Consider the following 21,227-nt stretch of genomic DNA (forward strand, 5'->3'; position numbering starts at 1 on the left):
TATCTTATGACTTTTGGATATAAGTCGTTGTCTTGATTATTGATTTACTTATGCATAAAAAAGATAAAGCTAGGTGAAGAATATTAGGTGATCTTTCATGTTTATTCACTGGGTTATGTATAAAGTGCGAATATGATGATTGATTTTAACTGCCCGATTTGCCTCATTTCTGTCTAATTTAATGTATCTGTTAATGTCGATTTAATTCTTGTTAGGCAAGTTCGATCATTGACTAAGTCATTCTAAACGGTGAGTTTCTTAAAATTAGAAGATGCTTAAGCTTATTCCGGAATAGCGACAGGATTATGTTAGAATCCCGATTCAATAAATTTCCATGCGGATCTGAGAGGAAACCCACTTGCTAAATCGAAAACTTAAAATTGGAATCGTGGTCGGTGAAGTTTCTGGAGATACGCTTGGCGCAAAATTGATTCGCCGTTTTCGTGAGCAAGGCATTGATGCTGAATTTGAAGGTATCGGTGGTCCACAAATGATCGAGGAAGGCTTTAAAAGCTATTATCCGATGGATATTTTATCGGTGATGGGCATTGTCGAAGTTTTAAAAGATATTAAAAAACTGTTTGCTGTTCGTGACGGTCTGGTGGAAACCTGGACTAAAGATCCGGTCGATATTTTTATCGGGATTGATGCGCCTGATTTTAACCTGCGTTTGTCGAAAACCATTAAACAAAAACAGTTACCGATTAAAACCGTGCAATACGTCAGTCCTTCGGTCTGGGCATGGCGTCAAGGTCGTGTGCATGGCATTAAAGCCAGTATTGATCTGGTACTGTGCTTATTTCCATTTGAAAAAGCCTTTTTCAAACAATGGGATGTACCGGCAGCTTTTGTTGGACATCCGCTCGCTAGCCAATTACCGCTTGAAAATCCAATTCTGGATGCTCAAACAGAATTAGGCCTCGATCCACATCAGAAATATATTGCCTTATTGCCGGGCAGCCGCCGTGGGGAAATTGAACGTTTAGGCCCTTTGGTTCTGGATGCCGCCAATATTCTGCACCAAAAATATTCGGATTATACCTTTTTGATTCCGGCCATTAATGATGCACGGAAGCAGCAAATCGAAAGTTTACTGGCCACTTATCCTGAGAGCCTAAAGGCCCAGATTCGTCTGATGGAAAATACCAGCGCTGAATCCAAAATTGGCCGTCAGGTGATGAATGCATCGAATATCATCGCATTGGCGTCTGGAACTGCAACGCTTGAAGCGATGTTGCTGCACCGTCCGATGGTGACTTTTTATAAACTGCACTGGCTGACTTATCAAATTGCCAAATTACTGGTAAAAATCCCTTATTTTTCATTGCCAAATATCATTGCTGGCAAAAAAGTGATTCAGGAATTGATTCAGTCCGATGCTACCCCGGAAAATCTGGCTGCTGAAATTGAAAAGTTAATGGATATTGAAGTGGCGCAGACTCAAGTCATGCAGCATATTACCATGCACAAGCAGCTGCTTTCTGGTAATAGTGAAGACCCGGTCAAAGCGGTACTGGCTTTAGTCTAGTAATTTTAGTCTGGTAATATAGACTGATTCTTCTGAGAATTCAGCCGGTATTGGGTCGGCGTCTGTTCAAACTGTTTTTTAAAACTTTGACTAAATGCCGTCTCGGATGAATAACCAACCAGATAAGCGATCTGCTGGATACCAAATCCACTATTTCTCAAATATTGCGCGGCGAGGCGCAGGCGGTGCTGTTGCAGATAAGCAAGAGGCGGCTCACCGACAATCTGGGTAAACAACTGGGCGAATTTGGAACGTGACATATGACACTGTTCGGCCAGACTTTCTACGGTCCAGGACTGTTCAGGTTTGCCATGAATCGCCGCCAGTGCATTAGATAATTCCGGATGTGAGAGAGCATTCAGCCAGCTCGAGGCATTTTCCAGGTTTAAAATATAATCACGCACGCATTCAATCAGTAAAATACTGACCAGATGATCCAGAATCTTGTCACGTCCCGGACGAAGCTGCTGGGTTTCCAGTGCCAGAAACTGCAAGCCGACCTGTAACCATTCCGGCGCCGTATCACCCAGAATATGCTGAATATGCAGGTATTTAGGTAAGGCACTCAAAAGAGGTTTGGCCATCTGGATATCCAGGCTGGAACGAATGGCCAGTATGAAGCTATGCTCCGTAGAATTTTCCCCATTGAGATCGACACATTGCTGTGCATGGCTCTGAAAATAAGGATTAATCGCACAGCGTGCAGAAAAATCGGCATTGTCTGGGCAGGAAACATGATGGGCGGAACCTGCTGGTAATAGCACCAGATCACCTTGTTGCAGCTCCAGCCCATCACCATTCATGAACTTTAATTGGGCCTGTCCCTGTAACAGGATATAGGCCAGCATAAAAGGCTCATGCTGATAGTCAAAGCCGCCCGGATGAAACACATTTAGATAAAGATATTCCGATTTTTCCAGATGAATATCATCAAAAATTTTACTTAAAGCATCCATGCCTAGCTCTATTCTTCTGTTTTATTTCATTTAATTGACAATAAATTTTTTAACTTTGTGATTTTAGGCCAGAATTTGGCAGCATGTGCCAAAGACGCTGACATAGCTTTTCTGGACGTTGAATACTGTTCGCTACTGCTGAAATATTCAACTATAAGTGCAGAGTAACATAAAAAAGGAAGGTCGCAATGAATGCCCCTGCACAAATCCAGAAAGCGCAGTTTACGCAGGAAGCGTACGCACCAAAAGGTGTAAAGCTGGATAAAAAACGTTTTGGCTGGTTGCTCAGCCCAGGTCTGCCTGTGATCGGAATGGGAATTCTGGCTGGTTATCATTTTGGTCCCAAAGCCACTCAAAAAATCTTTGCGATGGGCGGGCCTTTATTACTGCATGTAATCATTCCGACATTGGACGCACTGATTGGCGATGATGCCAATAATCCAAATGATGAGCAGATCAAGGCACTGGTTAACGATCCTTATTATGACCGCATTGTAAAAGCATTTATTCCCTTGCAAATGGCAGCCAATGCCTTTGCCGGCTATGTCGTAAGCCGGCCAAATGTGTCTTTGCTGGATCAGATACTGCTTGGAGTTTCTATGGGGGCGATTAATGGTGTGGGGGTGAATACCGCACATGAACTCAGCCATCGTCCCCAGAAAAAAGACCATTACTGGTCTCATGCCAGCCTGATGCCTTTGGGTTATAACCATTTTCGGATTGAACATCCTTATGGACACCATAAACGGGTGGCGACACCAGAAGATCCGGCATCTTCGAAAATGGGTGAGTCTTTTTACCGCTTCTGGCCACGTACAGTAATAGGCGGATTAAAATCTGCAATCCAGATTGAAAAAAGACGGCTCGAGCGTAAAGGACTGAAATTCTTTAATCAGGAAAATGAACTGTTTCATGGCTGGGCCATGAGTGCCGGCTATCATGCATTGATGCTGCAGGCGTACGGCAAGAAAATTATTCCTTATACACTGACACAGGCATTTTATGGCGTCAGCCTGTTTGAGATTGTGAATTATATCGAGCACTACGGACTAAAACGCGGACAGAAAGCGGATGGCAGTTATGAGCGAACCTTACCGGAACATAGCTGGAACAATAATAATATCGTGACCAATCTGTTTTTGTATCAGTTACAGCGCCATTCTGATCATCATGCTTTCCCAAGCCGTCCATTTCAGGCGTTGCGGCATTTTGATGAAGCGCCAGAATTACCCAGCGGTTATGCAACCATGTTGATTCCAGCCTTGATTCCACCTTTATGGTACAAAATCATGGATCAGCGGGTATATCAGCATTATCAGGGCGATTTAAGCAAGGCCAATATCTTGCCTTCCAAGGGTGCCAAACTGTTTAAAAAATTTGGTGTAAAAGACTCTGCAGCTTAATGAATTACAAAATAAAAATGCGCCGATAAAGGCGCATTTTTTGATGAATTCTGCCTAGAACCAGTCGGCTTGCATATTCAGGCAAGTATCATCCAGATTCATCAGTAATTTGGCTTGATGTTCAACTTCCGGGAGTTCCCAGCGAATAAAATATTGAGCTGCCTGAATTTTCCCTGCCAGAAAAGTCTGATCTTCTGCCTGCGAAGATGTGCCAAACTTGAGTTGAGCCTGATTCGCCATTTCCAGCCAGAGCCAGGACAGGATGGTCTTACCCATCATATCCAGATACAGGCCTGAATTGGCCAAAGCTTCACTGACTTTGCCTTGATGTAGGGCCTGACCTAAAACCTGAGTAGTTTCTTGTACAGTGACAAGATGCTGTTTATAGATCTCTGCCAGTTCCACTATCTTAGGTTCATGAATTTCTGACAAGGTCTTCTGGATGCGCTGCATGAGCAGATTTAGCCCTTTGCCATTGTGCTGCCAGAGTTTACGACCCAGCAGATCCAGAGATTGAATGCCATAAGTACCTTCATGAATCGGATTGAGCCGGTTATCACGGTAACATTGCTCCACCGGATATTCACGGGTATAACCCGCGCCGCCCAGGACCTGAATAGCCAGATCATTGGCTTTCGGGCCATATGCAGAAGGGAAGGATTTAACCACCGGGGTGATAAGATCAAGCAGAATGGCACTATCTTCATCTTGAGCTGCCTGATGTTCATCAATTAATCGGGCTGCAAATAAGCAAAGTGCCAGCGAACCTTCTACATACGACTTTTGCGCCAGCAGCATGCGTTTGACATCGGTATGTTCAATGATATTCACTGGTTTGGAGTCAGGTGTTTTTTCATGAACTGGCCGGCCTTGCGGACGGTTTTTAGCATAATCCAGAGATTCCAGATAGCCACGATAACCAATCATGGCTGCGCCCAGACCTACACCCACACGCGCTTCATTCATCATCTTGAACATATATTTTAAGCCATGTCCAGGTTCTCCAATTAAATAGCCTAAGCAATTATCATTTTCTCCAAAGCTTAAAACTGTAGATGTAGTACCTCGATAGCCCATTTTGTGCAGTAAGCCAGCCAGCTGTACATCATTAGCTTTACCGAGGGAACCATCCTCATGAGTTCTGAGTTTTGGTACGATAAACAGGGAAATTCCTTTCACGCCTTGCGGCGCATCCTGAATCCTCGCCAAGACCAGATGCACAATATTTTCGCTAATGTCCTGATCGCCACCCGAAATAAACATTTTCTGGCCTTTAATTTTATAAATTCCATCTGTCTGAGGAATCGCTTTAGTGGTCAGATCGCCCAAAGAGGAACCTACATTCGGTTCGGTCATGGCCATGGTGCCAGCAAAGCGGCCACTCAACATATGCGGTAGGAATATTTGCTTTTGTTCTGGGGAGGCAAAAGCCTGTATCAGGTTCGCCGCAGCTGCTGTTAGAAAAGAATAAGCCACGGTGGACGGATTGGCCGACATGAAATAAGTATTACAGGCCATATTCACCAAAGTGGGCAGTTGCATGCCGCCATCTGCATAATCATGCTGGGCGCAGAGCAGGCCGGCATCGGCAAACTGTTGCCAAGCTGTCTTCACTTCATCAATGGTTTTGACCTGTTTGCCGTCAAAGTTCGGTTCATGCTGATCAGCTTTGGCATTATGCGGTGCAAAATAATCAGTCGCGATACCTTTTGCCGTTTCCAGAATACTGTCGAAAGTATTTTTGTCATGATCCTGATAGCGTTGCAGTTTAGTCAGCGCTTCAAGTTTGAATACGTCATAAAGCTGGAAATGAAGATCTTTATCGTTCATCAGTTGAGTCACGGTACTATCCTGAATGTTTAATCCTTGAGATAGCATCAAGACTAGCAGTTGCTTTTATTGAGGAGGATTGTCAATAATGACATGAATCGGGTGAAAAGTGACAAATAGAAAAATATGCAACAGGTGGTGATTTTAGGCTTTGATGGCGCTTTGGCTTCAGCCATTACAGGTGTGGTCGATTTATTTTCCATGGCTGGCGTAAGCTGGAACCGGATCCAGCAGCAGGATGTAAAGCGCTTGTTTAAGGTGAGTATCGCCAGTCCGGATGGACACCCGATTCGGTGTATCAATGGGCTGCAGTTGCAGGCACATGTTTCTTATCAAGAGATTCAAACTGCTGATATTCTGGTGGTGCCGACTATTGCCGCACCGATTCAGGATGTATTGCAACAGAATCCAGAACTGATTCATTTTTTACAATCTGCACATGCAGATGTGACTTTAATTGCAGGAAACTGTACCGGGAATTTCTTTCTGGCAGAAGCAGGCATTTTAGATGACCGAGTTGCAACAACGCATTGGGGTTTTCAGGAAATGTTCCGTTCCCGCTATCCTAAGGTGAAACTGAATGCCGATCTGATGATTAGCCGGGATCAGAATATCTATTGCGCGGGTGGAGGCCTGGCCTGGTTTGACCTGGGTTTGCATCTGATTGAGCGCTTGTATGGCTTTGAGGTGGCCATGCAATCGGCTAAATCTTTCGTAATTGATTACCGCCGTGATAGCCAGTTGTCTTATTCATTGCTGAATATTGGCCAGCCGCACCATGATGAACTGGTACAAAAAATCCAGAACTGGCTAGAGCAGCATTTTCATGAAGATTTTAGTTTGAACCAGCTGGCAGAGCAGTTTAATGTGACTGGCCGAACCCTGATTCGACGCTTTAAACAAGCCTTAGACATACCGCCCAATCAGTATCTACAAGCGATCCGAATTGAAGCTGCCCGTAAACGACTGGAAGAAACCGATCAAGCTGTGGATGTGATCATGCAAAATGTCGGCTATCAGGATCCAAGTTCATTCCGCCGTTTATTTCATAAAAAAACCGGTCTGACGCCGTTGGAATACCGGCGCCGGTTTAGCCGGCGCTTTTAAAAGTGTTTAATGAGAAGGCTGTACTTTTCCTGCTTTACGGCCATGCACAAGGTAATACCAGACCAGACAGCTCAGGGTGAGCAGTGCCAAGAATAGATAAAGCTGGCGATAACCAATCTGATCCAGCAGAATACCCAAGAAATAAGGGCCAAAACCAAGACCGGCATCCAGGGCAATAAAGAAGGTTGAGGTTGCGAGTCCCATACGCTGTAACGTCGTACTTTTCACCGCAATGGTTTGACACACCGACTGGATATTCCCAAAACCAAAACCAAGCAAGGCAGCACTGACAAGTAGCATCACAGAGTTTTGCGCCTGACTGAGTAGCAATATTCCCAGTGCCATAATCACAATGGCAGGATAGATAATGATATTTTCGCCTTTACGATCCATCAGCGGGCCGGTAAAAGGACGCGAAAGCAAAATGGCAAAGGCATACATTAAGAAAAAGAATGATGCTGCTTCGACCAGATTAATGTCTTTGGCATAAAAATGAATAAAGGACAGTACACCTGAATAAGAAGTAGCCACCAGCAGTACAATCAATGCAATCGGTAGGGCATTCGGTTCAATATACTGAGCCAGTTTACTGGTGCTTTGCGAAGTAGAATCTGCTGATGAATGACCTGCCTTAAGGCGTGGTGGCTGGATGAACAAGCCACAAATCAGGCAGCTGAGCGCAACTATACTGGTAAAGATGAAAATTACCTGATAATTAAAATTTGTCATCAGCCAGATTCCGACAAAGGGACCAATCGCTGTGCCAAGGGTGCTGCTCATGCTGTAATAGCCAATCCCTTCACCACGCCGGGTGGCAGGAATGGTCTGTGCAATCACGGTACCCAGTACAGTAGAAGCCATACCCATCATAAAACCGTGTATCAGCCGGATCCCTAATAAAACCTCCAGCTTGGCCGGAATCAAATACAGTCCGGAAAAAAGAAGGAAACCAGTCAAACCAATAACAAGAGTATTTTTCAAACCCAGACGGTTCAGTAATTTTCCAATCAATAATCGTCCAAATAACGTACCCACAATAAACAGACCCGATACCAGACCGGCTTGAGCAGTCGACGCGCTTAACTCAGCAACTGAGTAACCGACGATGACAATTACTAGCAAGTAAAACACCAGAACCAGTTGAAAATTTACCAGACTGATCAGGATAAAGTTGGGCGTCCATAAAGGCGCTTCTTCTTCTTGGCTCATCATGAGTTTTCCTGAGAAGTAGGTTGTAACTGCTGAATAAGTTGTACCAGGGTAGTTTTACTTTTTTGCAGATCATTTGCCTCAATCTGTTCAAGTAACTGATCTTCAAATGCATCAATCTGCTTGGAACACATGGCAAAGGTTTCTATGCCTTGTTCACTCAGTTTGAATAGTTTTTGACGCTTATCTTCAGTTTCGATCTGGGCGATCAGATCCAGCTCCACCAGTTGCTGAATCCGCCTAGTAATACTGGGCTTCGACACATTCAAATAGCTTGAAATATCAACCAATGTACATTGTTGGTGGGCTTGAATGATGTAAAGCACTTGCCATAGGGAGTAATTGAGCTGAGAGGATAATAAAATAGTATTGATCTCATCACTCATGAGTCGTGCGCACCGCAACAACAAGGAACGAAATCTGGAAGTCTGATAGAACATATAGTTAACCTGGGTAACTAATTTTTGCTTAATTTACGCCTGTTTTATCTAAAGCTCAAGGGGGGATTTTTAAAATGATTAAGCATGTTCTTTTTGCTAGCTATAGTTACATGGTTTAACATGATTAAAAAATAACCAACAAAAGAATACATACTTTTTATAATGGTCGCGCCTAAGCTAGCCATGTCACTAGAAGAATTCATGACTTAAAAATTGTAAGGCAAAGATGCCAAATAACAATACATAGGTGAAGCTTATGACTCTGGGTTTAACTGCATTAGAGTTAGCACGAATACAGTTCGCCTTTACTGTATCTTTTCATATCATTTTTCCTGCCATTTCAATTGGGCTGGCCGGTTTTCTGGCTATTCTGGAATGGCGCTGGCTCAAAACCAAAAACCCGATTTTTCAGGATCTGTTCAAATTCTGGGTGAAAATTTTCGCTGTTGCATTCGGGATGGGTGTAGTCTCAGGCGTGGTCATGAGCTATCAGTTCGGAACGAACTGGAGTGAGTTTTCACGGGTGGCGGGTAGTGTCACCGGACCTTTACTGGCCTATGAAGTTTTAACCGCTTTCTTTCTGGAAGCCGGATTTCTCGGCATCATGTTATTTGGCTGGGGACGAGTGGGACCGAAGGCACATTTTTTCTCGACCTTGATGGTTTCGCTTGGAACCTGTATTTCCATGTTCTGGATTTTATCTTCCAACAGCTGGATGCAGACTCCACACGGTTTTGCAATAGAAAATGGCCTGATTATCCCGCAAGACTGGATTGCTATCATATTTAATCCTTCTTTCCTTTATCGTCTGGCACATATGGGTACAGCTGCTTTTCTGGTTTCTGCTTTGCTGGTAGCTTCTGCAGCAGCCTGGCATCTGCTCAAGGGACGTCGTGATCCACTGGTTAAAACTTCATTCTCTATGGCAATGTGGTTGATTCTGGTACTTGCGCCATTGCAGGTGGTTATTGGTGATATGCATGGTATTAATACTCTTGAGCATCAACCAGCGAAACTGGCCGCAATAGAAGGGCACTGGGAAACCAATCATGATGAAGGCATGCCTTTATATCTTTTTGGGATTCCCGATATGCAAGCTGAAGAAACCAAATATGCAATCGGAATTCCGAACTTGGGGAGCCTGATTCTGACTCACTCAATGGATGGAACGGTCACAGGACTCAAAGATTTTGCACCTGAAGACCGGCCTAATTCATTAATCGTTTTCTGGAGCTTCAGGATCATGGTCGGTCTGGGAGTCCTCATGCTGTTACTGGCATTATGGGGGGCGTGGGCACGTAACCGAGGTCGTTTTTATGAGTCCCGCGCATTACACCGTTTTGCCTTGATTATGGGTCCCTCCGGATTTATTGCCTTGCTGGCTGGATGGTTTACGACGGAAGTCGGCCGTCAGCCTTGGGTAGTCTACGGCATCATGCGGACCAAGGATGCACTGTCACCGGTATCCGCCGAACAGGTGGGGCTAACCCTGATAATTTTTGTAGTCGTCTACTGTGTGGTATTTGGCATCGGGATCTACTACATGTTACGTCTTATGCACAAAGGTCCAGAGTTCATTCATTCCAGACCACATCATGAAACAGATAGCGATGTGGTTCAGGCTTCGCGTCGACCATTAAGTAGTATTCGCGAGCGTATTGAAGAAGTTCCTGAACAACCGGATCAGGAGGATAAAAAATGATTGATTTATCACTAATCTGGATTGCGATTATTGGTCTTGGTGTACTGGTATATACCATTCTTGATGGTTTCGATCTGGGAATCGGCATCTTGTTTCCTTTTTTCCCGCATCAGGATGAACGTGATGTCATGATGAATACTGTTGCTCCGGTTTGGGATGGTAATGAAACCTGGATGGTGTTGGGCGGTGCCGGGCTATTTGCAGCTTTCCCCCTTGCTTACTCAACCGTACTCTCGGCATTATATATGCCAATTATTCTGATGGTGATTGCTCTGATTTTCCGGGGCGTGGCTTTTGAATTCCGCTTCAAGGCAAACCGTAGCAAGCATTGGTGGGATAAAGCCTTTATAGGCGGTTCTGTACTTACCAGTTTTCTGCAAGGCATGATTCTAGGAGCCTATATTCAGGGTATTGAGACCCGGAACGGTGTTTATGTCGGAGGTGGTCTAGACTGGCTTAGTCCATTTAGTATTTTTACCGGTATTAGTGTGGTAGTCCTCTATGCAGCATTGGGTTGTGGTTGGCTGATCTATAAAACTGGAGATGACTTGCAGGATCGAATGTTTAAACTGATGCCAAAGCTGATTATTGCCTTACTGGTTATACTGGCCGGTGTAAGTATATATACGCCGTTAACCCATCCGCAAATTGCTGAACGCTGGTTTAGCCAGCCTCAACTTACGTATTTTATGCCGGTTCCAATTCTGGTTCTGCTGTTTACCTGGCTGGCTTTGCGTGCCTGTAAGAGACGCAGTGAATTAGGTCCATTTACCTATATGCTGGTGCTGGTTTTCCTCGCTTATACTGGCTTCTTAATCAGCCTGTGGCCATATATTATTCCGCCAAGCGTGACCATCTGGCAGGCAGCAGCACATGAAAATAGCCAGTTATTCACTTTGATTGGTGCGTTGATCCTGATCCCGATTATTGTGATTTATACGGGTATGTCCTATTGGGTATTCCGGCATAAGGTCAGGGTTGGCGATGATGGCTATCATTAAGGAGCGGTCATGAAAGGCAAACAGGTATTATGGTTTGTAGGATTATGGCTAGCGGGATTTTTAACGCTGGCAGTGATTGCCGGCGCATTCCGCTTTATGGTGCATTTAGCTTACTAAATTAATAAAATCAATATGAAAAGAAAAGTGATCTGGATATCCTGATCACTTTTCTTAGCTGCAATTGATCTATTATAAAAAAATTAAATTTAGGATTTTAACTGTTTGCGATAAACACTTGGACGTACAGGACGAGTATGTTTCCAAAGGCCTTTCTTCTGCTTCTTAGCTTTATCTTGCAGTCCAATCATATAGCGTAAATGGTTTTTATCTTTGATGTATTCCTCATAAACCCAGGCTGCACCACGTTTAACAATCTCTTCATTGATATTTTTACGATAGCGGTAGACCACCCCGACGCAACGGCCATAACGGTCAATGTCGGTAATCTTTACCCGAACCATTTTATTATGCACCATACTTTTGACTAGTCGCTGTGATTCCTTGCCATAGGCCTGACTAGATTCTGGTGCATCTACAAAAGCAAAGCGTAATTTGGTTTCAGAGCGACGGATATTAAAACGGTAGCAGGTGAGTGTATCCCCATCACTCACGGCTTTTACGCGGCACCAATATTTTTTCCCTTTCTTAAAGGGACGGAATATGTCTTTTAAATAGACCGTAATTTTGTGCAGTAGATAATAGGAAAAACACAACAATACTAGACCCAGCACAATTTGCCAGCTGGTGGAGAGATTTAACAAGGGCGAGATCCAAATCAGCAAGATACAGCTGCGAGAACACAGCTAAAAGTTGGGTCATTTTAGAGCAAAGCCAGTAGATCTACGGATTAAAAGCTAATCACTCAGTGTTTAGTTTTGTACCGACTAAAATAGCCTAAGTATATTTTTATGCTGATAAGATAAATCCACGGGCATCAAAAATTAATATTTCAAATAGCCTAAGCAGATTTAAACTCCTTTATAAATAGCCTAAGCAAAAATTTTATAAATTTCACTTTTTAAAAATTGATGTCTCTTATTCTCTTGTAAATCCTTATGCCAATACATACCCATATTAATTTCAGGCAGTTCTACAGGAACTTTAAAAATATTCAGACAAGCAGCCAGTTGTAAATGTGCCAATACATTTTTAGGAATAGTCAACATAGCTGTCTTTTGTTGCTCTAAAATTTGTAGTGCAGTTGAATAATGCTGACAACGTAAAAAAATCTGCCGTGAATACTGTTTCCGATTTAAATAAATATCTTCAACTAAAACCCCAGTACGACGTGAGGACACGCCAATATGAGGAGAGGCAAGATAAATCTGTTCACTCATTTCTGTCAATTGTGTACATACTACAAATTCATCTTGTACCAGGCGCTCAAACTGGATTTTTTCAGCAATATTTTGTTCCAGATCTATGACGAAATCGACCTGCTGAGAGGCCAGATCTGCTGCAATATTTTTACGATCCAGCTTCATGCTGCTAAGTTGAATATCAAGGCTAAGCTGCTGAAAGTGCTGAACCAGTTTAGGGAAAATCATCGGCTCAATTTCATCATGAACCGCAATCTTCAGGCTCTGGATCATCTCAGGGTTAAACTGCTGATGCTGAATCGAAATATTTTGAATCGCAAAAAGTGCGTTTTTTACTTCAGGATATATCTGTTCTGAAAATGGGGTGGGCTGCATTTTGCTACCGGTGCGTACAAATAAATCATCTTGTAAATGCTGTCTTAAACGTTGCAACGCATGACTGGCAGCAGACTGACTAACTGATAAAATCTGTGCAGCTTTAGAAATACTATTTTGCTCATAAATCGCAATAAAAAGTGGATAAAGGTTAATGTCAATACGATGGAAATTTCGAAGATCCATCACGGTTTTAGAATGAATACTATGCATAATATTGTATGGATTAAAATCATTTTATTCATAATATAATTTGGGTTAAGGTGTTGTAAAGCGTATGAATTAGAATATTTAGAGGGATGAATCAATGTTTGAACTGTCAGCACATGCACAGGATTATTTAAACAGAACTAAAAAGTTTATTAGTGAAGAAATTGAACCGGTCGAAGCTGAATTCTGGCAGCAGGTTCACGAGTTAAACCAAGGTGGAGACTGGACCAAATGGCAATGGCCTACAGAACTGGAAAATTTAAAAGCCAAAGCCAAAGCTGCAAACCTCTGGAATATGTTTCTTCCTTGTCCAGAACTTGGTCAAGGCCTGTCGGTTCAGGAATATGCGCATATCGCGGAACTTTCCGGCCATAGCCTGATTGCGCCAACGGTATTTAACTGTAATGCTCCTGATAGCGGCAATATGGAAGTTTTATGGCGTTATGGTTCTGAAGAACAGAAACAGCAATGGCTGATGCCACTTTTAGAAGGAAAAATCCGTTCGGTCTTTTGTATGACTGAACCTGCAGTTGCATCCAGTGATGCCACCAATATGCAGGCAACGGCGGTAATTCAAGGTGATGAGATTGTTCTGAATGGTCGTAAATGGTGGTCATCAGGTCTGGGTGATCCGAATGCTAAAATCATTATTTTTATGGCGCATACTCCAGATGAAACAAAAGACCGTCATCATCAGCATTCGATGGTTCTGGTCCCGGTAGATACTGCCGGCGTTAAAATCGAACGTATGCTGCCAGTGTTTGGTGACTATGATGCACCACATGGCCACGGCGAAATCAGTTTTGATAATGTCCGTGTCCCTGTTTCAAATTTTATTGGTGGTGCCGGTCAGGGCTTTGAAATTGCTCAAGGTCGCTTAGGACCAGGTCGTATTCATCATTGCATGCGCTGTATTGGTGCGGCGGAAAAATCTTTGGAGTTGATGATAGACCGTGGTATGAGCCGCAGCGCATTTGGCAAAGAGATTTTAAAACTTGGCGGCAACCTGGAGCGTGTCGCGGAAGCACGGGTTGCAATTGATCAGGCGCGTCTTTTGACCTTGTATGCTGCCTATAAAATGGATACTTTAGGGAATATGGCTGCATTGACTGAAATTTCTGCAATTAAAGTCGTTGCGCCGAGTGTGCTGGAAAAAGTGGTCGATATGGCGATCCAGATCCACGGCGGTGCCGGAGTCTCTCGGGATACGCCATTGACAGGATTCTTTGCTCAGGCACGTGCCTTACGTCTGGCCGATGGCCCGGATGAAGTGCATAAAGGCATGATTGCCAAACTGGAACTGGCAAAACGTGGCTACAGTACTCGTCGCAAAAAGTAATCTGGTTTTTTAACAAGAAGATTGAAACGTATTAAAAAATTTTGAGGAAACATTATGGCGGTTATTGATGTTGGTGGAAGAGTTCGTCAAGGTGAAGAACTGGATGTACAGGCCATTACCGAATGGTTAATCCAAAACGGTAACAATGTTGAAAGCCCCGTTGAAGTGACTCAATATTCAGGTGGGGCTTCAAACTGGACCTATCGTCTAAAGTATGCCAATGCCGATCTAATTTTACGTCGCCCGCCACAAGGCACCAAAGCCAAATCAGCCCATGATATGGCACGTGAATATCATGTGCAGAAAGCTTTGGCTGGGTACTATCCGGTCGTACCTGAAATGGTCGCGCTTTGTCAGGATGAATCGGTGATTGGCTGTGACTTCTATGTGATGAAACGCATCGAAGGCATTATTCCACGCGCCAAAATGCCACCTGAATTGCAACTGACTGAGTCTGATATTCGGACATTATGTATCAATATGATTGATAAACTGATCGAATTGCATCAGGTTCCTTATACAGGCACCGAGCTGGAAAAGTTGGGCAAAGGTGAGGGTTATTGCCGCCGTCAGGTAGAAGGTTGGGATAATCGTTATGAGAAAGCCAAGACCATAAATGTTCCATCTTTTAAATATGTACGCAACTGGCTTAATGAAAATATTCCTTCCGACTCTAAAACCTGCGTCATTCATAATGACTGGCGTTTTGACAATCTCATTCTGGATCCAGAGAATCCGACTGAAGTGATTGGTGTACTGGACTGGGAAATGGCCACTCTCGGCGATCCGCTGATGGATCTGGGTTCTGCCTTGGCCTATTGGGTAGAAGATACCGATAATGCCATTTTTAAAGCGACTCGTCGTCAGCCGACCAATCTAAAAGGTATGTTTACCCGTAAAGAGGTCGTAGATTACTATCTTGAAAAAACCGGTTTGCAGCCTGAGAACTGGACATTTTATGAGGTGTTTGGTGTATTCCGTCTCGCGGTCATTGCCCAGCAAATTTATTATCGTTATTACCACAAACAAACCAATAATCCGGCCTTTAAGGATTTCTGGGTGATAATTCATGCCTTGCATATTCGTGCTTTAAAACTGATTGGCAGCCAAAAACTGGAAGCTAATGAGATCGCACAGAAATATATTCTGAAATTTAAAGAGATAATGCCAAAATGACCACTATTTACCTGATCCGGCATGGCCAAGCCTCTTTTGGCGCAGAAAGTTATGATCAGCTTTCGCCCAATGGCGAGTTACAGGCAAAGCTTTTGGGCCGCTATTTTGATGAAATTCTGAAAGAAGCACCGTATGTGGTTGCAGGTTCCATGCAGCGTCATCAACAGACAGCAAAATTATCTCTGGAAGAATGTTTTCCGGAAAGTGAGATTCTGACGGATAGTGCCTGGAATGAATTTAATCATCAGCAGGTATTTGCACGTTATGAACCGCGTTTTAATCAGCCTGAATTGCTCAAACAGGACGTGTCAGAGCATGCAAATCCTCGGGATTACCTCAGCAAAATTTTTACCGGTGCGATTGCACGTTGGACCGGCGATGATTACCACCATGAATATGATGAATCCTGGCCGAATTTTAAAGACCGTGTGGAAACCGGTTTGCAAAATCTGTGTGACCAGCTGGCCAAAAGCCGCCCACGTTATGCAGTCGTTTATACCTCAGGCGGCGTGATTTCTGTGGCTGTAGGCAAAATTTTGGGCCTTAGCCCAGAAAAAACCTTTGCTTTGAACTGGGCGATTACCAATACCAGTATTACGACACTGCGGCTGGTAGGTAATGAACCGCAACTACTCAGTTTAAATGAACATCATTTTATCAAGGCACAGCATCCGGAATTGCTGACCTGGATCTAAATCATATCGAATACTACTGTAAAAAAATAAAGGAATAGGGTAAACCCATGGCTAAAACAATTTTAATTACCGGTGCAAGTTCAGGGATCGGTGCCGGTATGGCACGTGAATTTGCCAAGAAAGGCTATAACCTGGCGATTTGTGCACGTCGCCTGGATCGTCTGGAAACCTTAAAGCAGGAACTGGAAAGCCAATATAATATTAAAGTCATTGCCAAAACACTGGATGTCACCGATTACGATCAGGTTTTTGAAGTTTTCCGCGCTTTTAAAGAAGACTTCGGCACCATTGACCGGATTATCGTGAATGCAGGTGTGGGTGAAGGTCGCCGCATCGGTAAAGGTAATTTCGCCATCAATAAAGCTACAGTGGAAACCAACTTTATTTCGGCATTGGCACAATGTGAAGCTGCAGTGGAAATTTTCCGCGCCCAAAACTCTGGCCATCTGGTCATGATCTCATCCATGAGTGCCATGCGTGGTATGCCAAAACATTTGACTGCTTATGGCGCAAGTAAGGCCGGCGTGGCTCATTTAGCGGAAGGCATTCGTGCTGAGCTGATGGATACGCCAATTAAAGTCACTACAATTTTCCCAGGATATATTCGGACTGAAATCAATGAAGGCGCGAAAAAGCTGCCTTTTGAAGTAGATGAGAAAACCGGTTCACGTTTATTGGCAGCAGAAATTGAAAAAGCGCCAGTTAAAGCCTATGTACCGAAATGGCCGTGGTTGCCACTCGGTCTAGCCATGAAGGTATTACCACTTAAACTGGTAAATAAGTTGGGCTAAAAGCAATTTTAGATATTTGAAAAGAGAAGCGAGAATGCTTCTCTTTTTATGATAACGATATTACAGCCAAACCTTAAAAAATTTTAATGATTAATGATCAGTTAATTCGACTAATTTTGACTGTTAATTTCATGAAAAAGATAATCTCTCACTTTTCATAATTCCCTCCAATTTAAAGAACTTTCTCAACTGTCCAAAACTTAGACATACTCGCTTCAAAAGTGGAAAGATAACTTCTTTTTTCTAGAATTTCCTTTAATGTACAACTGTTCAAAAATCAAAGGTTGTCCATATGTCTACATCTTCCGATATGACTGACCAGCAGCGAATCTCCAAGGTTAGAAGTATCGTTATTCAGGCTGGGGAAGAGGTGCGTGCTCGTTATCCCATACTTAAACATCAGAATTTTATCGGTGCAAGTATTCTAGGCTTGGCGTGGGCAGGTATGATTACATGCGCAGTAGCATATGGAACGGGTTATCTCTCAGCATGGTTTACCATTCCTTTAATCGCGATTTTTGCATCTTTAACGCATGAATTGGAACATGACCTGATTCATTATATGTATTTCAAGAAAACGCCTTGGGCCCATCATCTGATGCTGGCACTGGTCTGGCTGGCGCGTCCAAACACGATTAGTCCCTGGGCACGTCGTCGTTTACATTTGCATCATCATAAATATTCAGGCACTGAACATGACCTGGAAGAACGTGGCATCAGTAATGGTATGCCTTGGGGCATTCGCCGAATTCTGGTGATTAGTGACCAGTTAATGTCAGTGTATCTGCGTCCATTTCAGATGTTTAAAATGATTCATCTTTTTCTGGAAAAACAGCCTGAAAAAGAACGTAAAATTGCCATGATCTCCCAGTTACTCGGCTTTTTGCCACTCAGCATTATTTATTATGGATTGTGCTATCTGTTTGTGGTCTTTCATGGTTTAAATGCAATTGCACCACTCTTCGGTTATGAGATGCTCTGGTCGCAAGGCATTGTCGATGCTATGCCGATCGTAAATCTGCTGGTAGTCATCTGGGTGATTCCGAACTTTATCCGTTCTTTTAGCTTGCAGTTCGTCAGTTCAAATATGCATTACTATGGCGATATCGATCCACGTGATGTGATCAAACAAACCCAGGTGCTCAATCCATGGTGGTTGATCCCATTCCAGTTATTCTGCTGTAATTTTGGTTCAACTCATGCCATTCATCATTTTGTGGTCAAGGAGCCATTTTATATCCGTCAACTGACATCCAAAACGGCGCATAAAGTGATGAAAGAAGTAGGTGTACGTTTCAATGATGTTGGAACCTTCAAGCGTATGAATCGCTGGAATGATTATAAAACCTGATAAGTGAGCTTGTAAAAATCCTGCTTTTTAGCGGGATTTTTTATTATTTATCGAAGATAAAATAAAGATATCTAAGCCTATATTTTGTAAGAATCCTGTCTCAGTCAAATTTAGGTGATTATTCATCTAAAGTGACTGCTGAGGAAATAGTTCAAAAGAACAAACTCAGGTAAAATTAAGCATATCTCTATATAAAATAGCCCGCTATGTTGCTGAAAGCCGCCACCATTGCCTTGATTCCTGCACTTGTCATTCAAGGTAGTCGCGTTAAGAAAAATACCTTAAGGCTTCCGGAACCCGAAGGTGTACGTAAAGGAAAAATCGGAACAGGCAAAAAACTGTCCTTGCTCATTCTAGGAGATTCCGCGGCGGCAGGTGTAGGCGTAGAACATCAGGATGATGCATTACTGGGTGCAATTCTGCATGAACTGAAAAGTGACTTTCAGGTTGAATGGAAGTTGCAAGCCAAAACCGGTGATACCACCTCAAATGTACTGCGTACTTTGGACCAGATGGAAGTCCAGCATTATGATGTAATTGTTACTTCAGTTGGGGTCAATGATGTAACTAGGCTCATGTCTGCAGAAGTCTGGATTCAGAAACAGCAACAACTTTATAGCAAAATTAAGCAAAAATTTAGTCCGAAGCTGGTTATTGCTGCCGGTGTTCCCCCCATGAATATGTTCCCAGCGCTACCGAATCCTTTAGCCTGGTTATTTGGCCAATATGCCAAACAGATGAACCGGCAACTGGAAAAATTTGTAAATCAGCAGGTGAATATGCAATGGATTGAATATGATATTGAAAAATACCGTGCCATGAATTTACAAATGGCTGCAGATGGTTTTCACCCGAGCAAGGAAGTTTATACACTTTGGGGACAAGAAGTCGCTGGCAAGATTCAGAAGGCATTCTAAAATAGTAAAAAGCTCTCAATTTAGTTAATCCTATGTCCGATATTGAAACCCATCCGTTACCTCCATTTTTACCGCCCAATGCCAAATTACTGATGTTGGGTAGTTTTCCGCCACCTGCTACACGCTGGAAAATGAATTTTTATTATCCAAATTATCAAAATGATATGTGGCGGATTTTTGGACTGATTTTTTTTAATAATAAAGATTATTTTTTAGATCTACCCAACAAAAAATTTAAGGAAAATTTAATCCGGGAGTTTTTGACACAAAGGGGAATTGCAATCTTTGACAGTGGTTATCAGATCCGGCGTTTAAAAGGTAATGCCTCAGACAAATTTCTGGAAATTGTCGTACCCACCAATATCGAGCAACTGCTTAGTCAAATGCCGCAGTGCAATCATATTATGACTACTGGAGATAAGGCTACAGATACTATGATGTTGTCCATGCCTGAAGGTACGGTCAAACCGAGCATTGATCACCCAAGTCAGGCTCATTTTGCCGGACGTGATCTGTATTTATATCGTATGCCTTCATCTTCCCGCGCTTATCCGGTTTCTTTAGAGAAAAAAGCCGAAAGTTACAGATTAATGTTTAAGCATGTGGGGTTGATTTAATATTTAATTCAATATTCAGATGAAAAATAGCTAGAAAAATTTAAAGCTGTAAATATGAAATTAACTTACGCTTAGTAACTTGGTTTTTTATTATTCACATATTTGGATATTCGACCCAACGATAGCTATAAATTTGAATATCCCGAACATGATGAAAGTTAGACCAGATTAACTGACTGCCTTTAGTCCATTTTAAAACTCGAATACGAGATTCCACCTGCTGTATTTCTTCAGATGTGGCTGAACGTAAAGGGCCAATTTCTGCATATAGACGTACTCCTGGATAACGTTTGAATTTCCCCTTAAGCAGCGCATTCAACCAAAACAGTTTACTAGTATTCACAGCTTGTATGCAGGCCAGTGGCTGATGCTGTAAATTTTCAGTAAAGGTAGCGGAATAAGTATCAAAGAAGAAACCTATACTGGTCTTTTGATTTAAAAATACCGTTCCAATCGGGGTAATGCTAGGAAGGCCTTTGGAATTGACTGTTGCAATAGAGCAATGCATGGCAGTACGTTGTGCATCAGCAACGATCTGGCGAATCTGTTGCCATTCACTATCAGAAATCATGTATTGATTCTCTTATTATTTTTTATAAAGCTTATAGTAAATTTTTCCATATGGCATTGTCTGAAAAAACCTTGAAAACAGGTAGCTTTACCAATCTAAAATATGTTTCAGATTATAAAAAAGAGCTAAATGGCTCTTTGAAAAATGGCAGCAGGCGATTAGCCATCGTATTCGACATAATCCCACAAGTTTAAACGTGCTTTAATCTCTCGGCGGATTTCAGGTAACATCGGTAATAAACTACCATCAATCCATAAGCTCAAAGCTTGTGCAGAGAGAGCTTGCTGCTGTTCATCGACCAGCTGAGCACCTTTTAATATAATGCCGGCCTCATCAGTAGCTTCAGTTTCTACACCTTTAAATAAAACCTGTAACTCATAGCCATTATCCTGAATCAGCCATTCCAGTTCGAGCTGGATATTTTCATTCGATTTTAAAACTACCTGACCCTCGACCGTAACGGATTCAGACAGACAGTTATGTTCTACCCGAATCTTGGCCAGATACCACTCTTGCTGGGATAAATCATGGAGAGTTTTAACAGGCGTTAGAATGTCACTAAACTTAAACTGGCGACTTAAATCAAAAAATTGCATGGGAGTGAGGGCGAATAATCGCAAAAGATTGGAAAAGTGTAATTTTAAAGCAATCGAGGGAGGAGGTAAAAGCTTTGTCGTGATTGAGCTGATT

The 21,227-nt window shown here is 42.7% G+C and carries 21 protein-coding genes; 13 read left to right on the forward strand and 8 right to left on the reverse strand.

The features are described 5' to 3' along the window. Positions 1-358 precede the first annotated feature (358 nt). Positions 359-1,528 (forward strand): lipid-A-disaccharide synthase, encoded by a 1,170-nt coding sequence (lpxB, locus tag VXQ92_RS13960; protein WP_416682184.1) that lies wholly within the window; start codon positions 359-361, stop codon positions 1,526-1,528. 5 nt (positions 1,529-1,533) lie between these two features. On the opposite strand, the gene VXQ92_RS13965 is transcribed toward lpxB, so the two are convergent. Next, on the reverse strand, positions 1,534-2,484 hold the full coding sequence (locus VXQ92_RS13965; protein WP_416682186.1) for an AraC family transcriptional regulator: 951 nt from the start codon (positions 2,482-2,484) through the stop codon (positions 1,534-1,536). Positions 2,485-2,672: 188 nt separating this feature from the next. Between VXQ92_RS13965 and VXQ92_RS13970 the strand changes: the two genes are divergently transcribed. Next, positions 2,673-3,887 carry an alkane 1-monooxygenase gene (locus VXQ92_RS13970; RefSeq protein ID WP_416682187.1) on the forward strand — a complete coding sequence of 405 codons (1,215 nt, stop codon included), beginning with the start codon at positions 2,673-2,675 and terminating at the stop codon, positions 3,885-3,887. Positions 3,888-3,941: 54 nt separating this feature from the next. On the opposite strand, the gene VXQ92_RS13975 is transcribed toward VXQ92_RS13970, so the two are convergent. Next, positions 3,942-5,765, reverse strand: coding sequence for an acyl-CoA dehydrogenase (locus VXQ92_RS13975; RefSeq protein ID WP_416682214.1), 1,824 nt, complete (start codon positions 5,763-5,765; stop codon positions 3,942-3,944). 78 nt (positions 5,766-5,843) lie between these two features. Between VXQ92_RS13975 and VXQ92_RS13980 the strand changes: the two genes are divergently transcribed. Continuing rightward, a complete protein-coding gene (locus VXQ92_RS13980; protein ID WP_416682188.1) occupies positions 5,844-6,824 on the forward strand; it encodes a GlxA family transcriptional regulator in 981 nt (326 codons plus the stop codon). 6 nt (positions 6,825-6,830) lie between these two features. Here VXQ92_RS13980 and VXQ92_RS13985 read toward each other — a convergent pair whose 3' ends face one another. Both VXQ92_RS13985 and VXQ92_RS13990 read right to left on the reverse strand, forming a co-directional pair. Beyond that, positions 6,831-8,033: an MFS transporter gene (locus tag VXQ92_RS13985; RefSeq protein WP_416682216.1), complete on the reverse strand. Its 1,203-nt coding sequence runs from the start codon at positions 8,031-8,033 to the stop codon at positions 6,831-6,833. After that, positions 8,033-8,473, reverse strand: coding sequence for a MarR family winged helix-turn-helix transcriptional regulator (locus VXQ92_RS13990; RefSeq protein WP_416682189.1), 441 nt, complete (start codon positions 8,471-8,473; stop codon positions 8,033-8,035). Before VXQ92_RS13990 ends, VXQ92_RS13985 begins: the two co-directional genes overlap by 1 nt. Positions 8,474-8,729: 256 nt before the next feature. Between VXQ92_RS13990 and VXQ92_RS13995 the strand changes: the two genes are divergently transcribed. From VXQ92_RS13995 to VXQ92_RS14005, 3 genes are read left to right on the forward strand one after another with little or no spacing between them, the layout of a single operon-like run. Beyond that, on the forward strand, positions 8,730-10,175 hold the full coding sequence (locus VXQ92_RS13995; RefSeq protein WP_064095351.1) for a cytochrome ubiquinol oxidase subunit I: 1,446 nt from the start codon (positions 8,730-8,732) through the stop codon (positions 10,173-10,175). Next, a complete protein-coding gene (gene cydB / locus VXQ92_RS14000) occupies positions 10,172-11,176 on the forward strand; it encodes a cytochrome d ubiquinol oxidase subunit II (RefSeq protein WP_416682190.1) in 1,005 nt (334 codons plus the stop codon). The genes VXQ92_RS13995 and cydB overlap by 4 nt, the downstream gene beginning before the upstream one ends. A 9-nt stretch (positions 11,177-11,185) precedes the next feature. Continuing rightward, a complete protein-coding gene (locus tag VXQ92_RS14005) occupies positions 11,186-11,293 on the forward strand; it encodes a DUF2474 family protein (RefSeq protein ID WP_144724873.1) in 108 nt (35 codons plus the stop codon). An 89-nt stretch (positions 11,294-11,382) separates the two neighbouring features. Here VXQ92_RS14005 and VXQ92_RS14010 read toward each other — a convergent pair whose 3' ends face one another. After that, the gene (locus VXQ92_RS14010) at positions 11,383-11,937 is read right to left on the reverse strand and encodes a thermonuclease family protein (protein WP_416682192.1); all 555 of its coding nucleotides are present in this window, start codon (positions 11,935-11,937) and stop codon (positions 11,383-11,385) included. 228 nt (positions 11,938-12,165) lie between these two features. Beyond that, a complete protein-coding gene (locus VXQ92_RS14015; RefSeq protein WP_416682194.1) occupies positions 12,166-13,083 on the reverse strand; it encodes a LysR family transcriptional regulator in 918 nt (305 codons plus the stop codon). A 94-nt stretch (positions 13,084-13,177) separates the two neighbouring features. On the opposite strand from VXQ92_RS14015, the gene VXQ92_RS14020 reads away from it, so the two are divergent. From VXQ92_RS14020 to VXQ92_RS14050, 7 genes are all read left to right on the forward strand, one after another. Next, a complete protein-coding gene (locus tag VXQ92_RS14020; RefSeq protein ID WP_416682196.1) occupies positions 13,178-14,419 on the forward strand; it encodes an acyl-CoA dehydrogenase family protein in 1,242 nt (413 codons plus the stop codon). A 54-nt stretch (positions 14,420-14,473) separates the two neighbouring features. Then, positions 14,474-15,595 carry a phosphotransferase family protein gene (locus tag VXQ92_RS14025; protein WP_064102937.1) on the forward strand — a complete coding sequence of 374 codons (1,122 nt, stop codon included), beginning with the start codon at positions 14,474-14,476 and terminating at the stop codon, positions 15,593-15,595. Then, complete coding sequence (locus VXQ92_RS14030) at positions 15,592-16,290, forward strand: histidine phosphatase family protein (RefSeq protein WP_064102936.1); 699 nt, start codon at positions 15,592-15,594, stop codon at positions 16,288-16,290. Before VXQ92_RS14025 ends, VXQ92_RS14030 begins: the two co-directional genes overlap by 4 nt. 47 nt (positions 16,291-16,337) lie before the next feature. Then, positions 16,338-17,081 (forward strand): SDR family oxidoreductase, encoded by a 744-nt coding sequence (locus VXQ92_RS14035; RefSeq protein WP_064102935.1) that lies wholly within the window; start codon positions 16,338-16,340, stop codon positions 17,079-17,081. Between the two features lie 292 nt (positions 17,082-17,373). Beyond that, the gene (locus VXQ92_RS14040) at positions 17,374-18,432 is read left to right on the forward strand and encodes a fatty acid desaturase (RefSeq protein WP_416682198.1); all 1,059 of its coding nucleotides are present in this window, start codon (positions 17,374-17,376) and stop codon (positions 18,430-18,432) included. A 206-nt stretch (positions 18,433-18,638) separates the two neighbouring features. Further along, positions 18,639-19,349, forward strand: coding sequence for an SGNH/GDSL hydrolase family protein (locus VXQ92_RS14045; RefSeq protein ID WP_416682200.1), 711 nt, complete (start codon positions 18,639-18,641; stop codon positions 19,347-19,349). A gap of 32 nt (positions 19,350-19,381) precedes the next feature. Next, the gene (locus VXQ92_RS14050) at positions 19,382-19,966 is read left to right on the forward strand and encodes a uracil-DNA glycosylase family protein (RefSeq protein WP_416682202.1); all 585 of its coding nucleotides are present in this window, start codon (positions 19,382-19,384) and stop codon (positions 19,964-19,966) included. 94 nt (positions 19,967-20,060) lie between these two features. On the opposite strand, the gene VXQ92_RS14055 is transcribed toward VXQ92_RS14050, so the two are convergent. Both VXQ92_RS14055 and VXQ92_RS14060 read right to left on the reverse strand, forming a co-directional pair. Next, positions 20,061-20,537 carry a pyridoxamine 5'-phosphate oxidase family protein gene (locus VXQ92_RS14055; protein ID WP_416682203.1) on the reverse strand — a complete coding sequence of 159 codons (477 nt, stop codon included), beginning with the start codon at positions 20,535-20,537 and terminating at the stop codon, positions 20,061-20,063. A 158-nt stretch (positions 20,538-20,695) separates the two neighbouring features. Then, positions 20,696-21,133 carry a hypothetical protein gene (locus VXQ92_RS14060; protein WP_416682205.1) on the reverse strand — a complete coding sequence of 146 codons (438 nt, stop codon included), beginning with the start codon at positions 21,131-21,133 and terminating at the stop codon, positions 20,696-20,698. Positions 21,134-21,227 lie beyond the last annotated feature (94 nt).

It is taken from the genome of Acinetobacter sp. 228 (assembly GCF_048147885.1).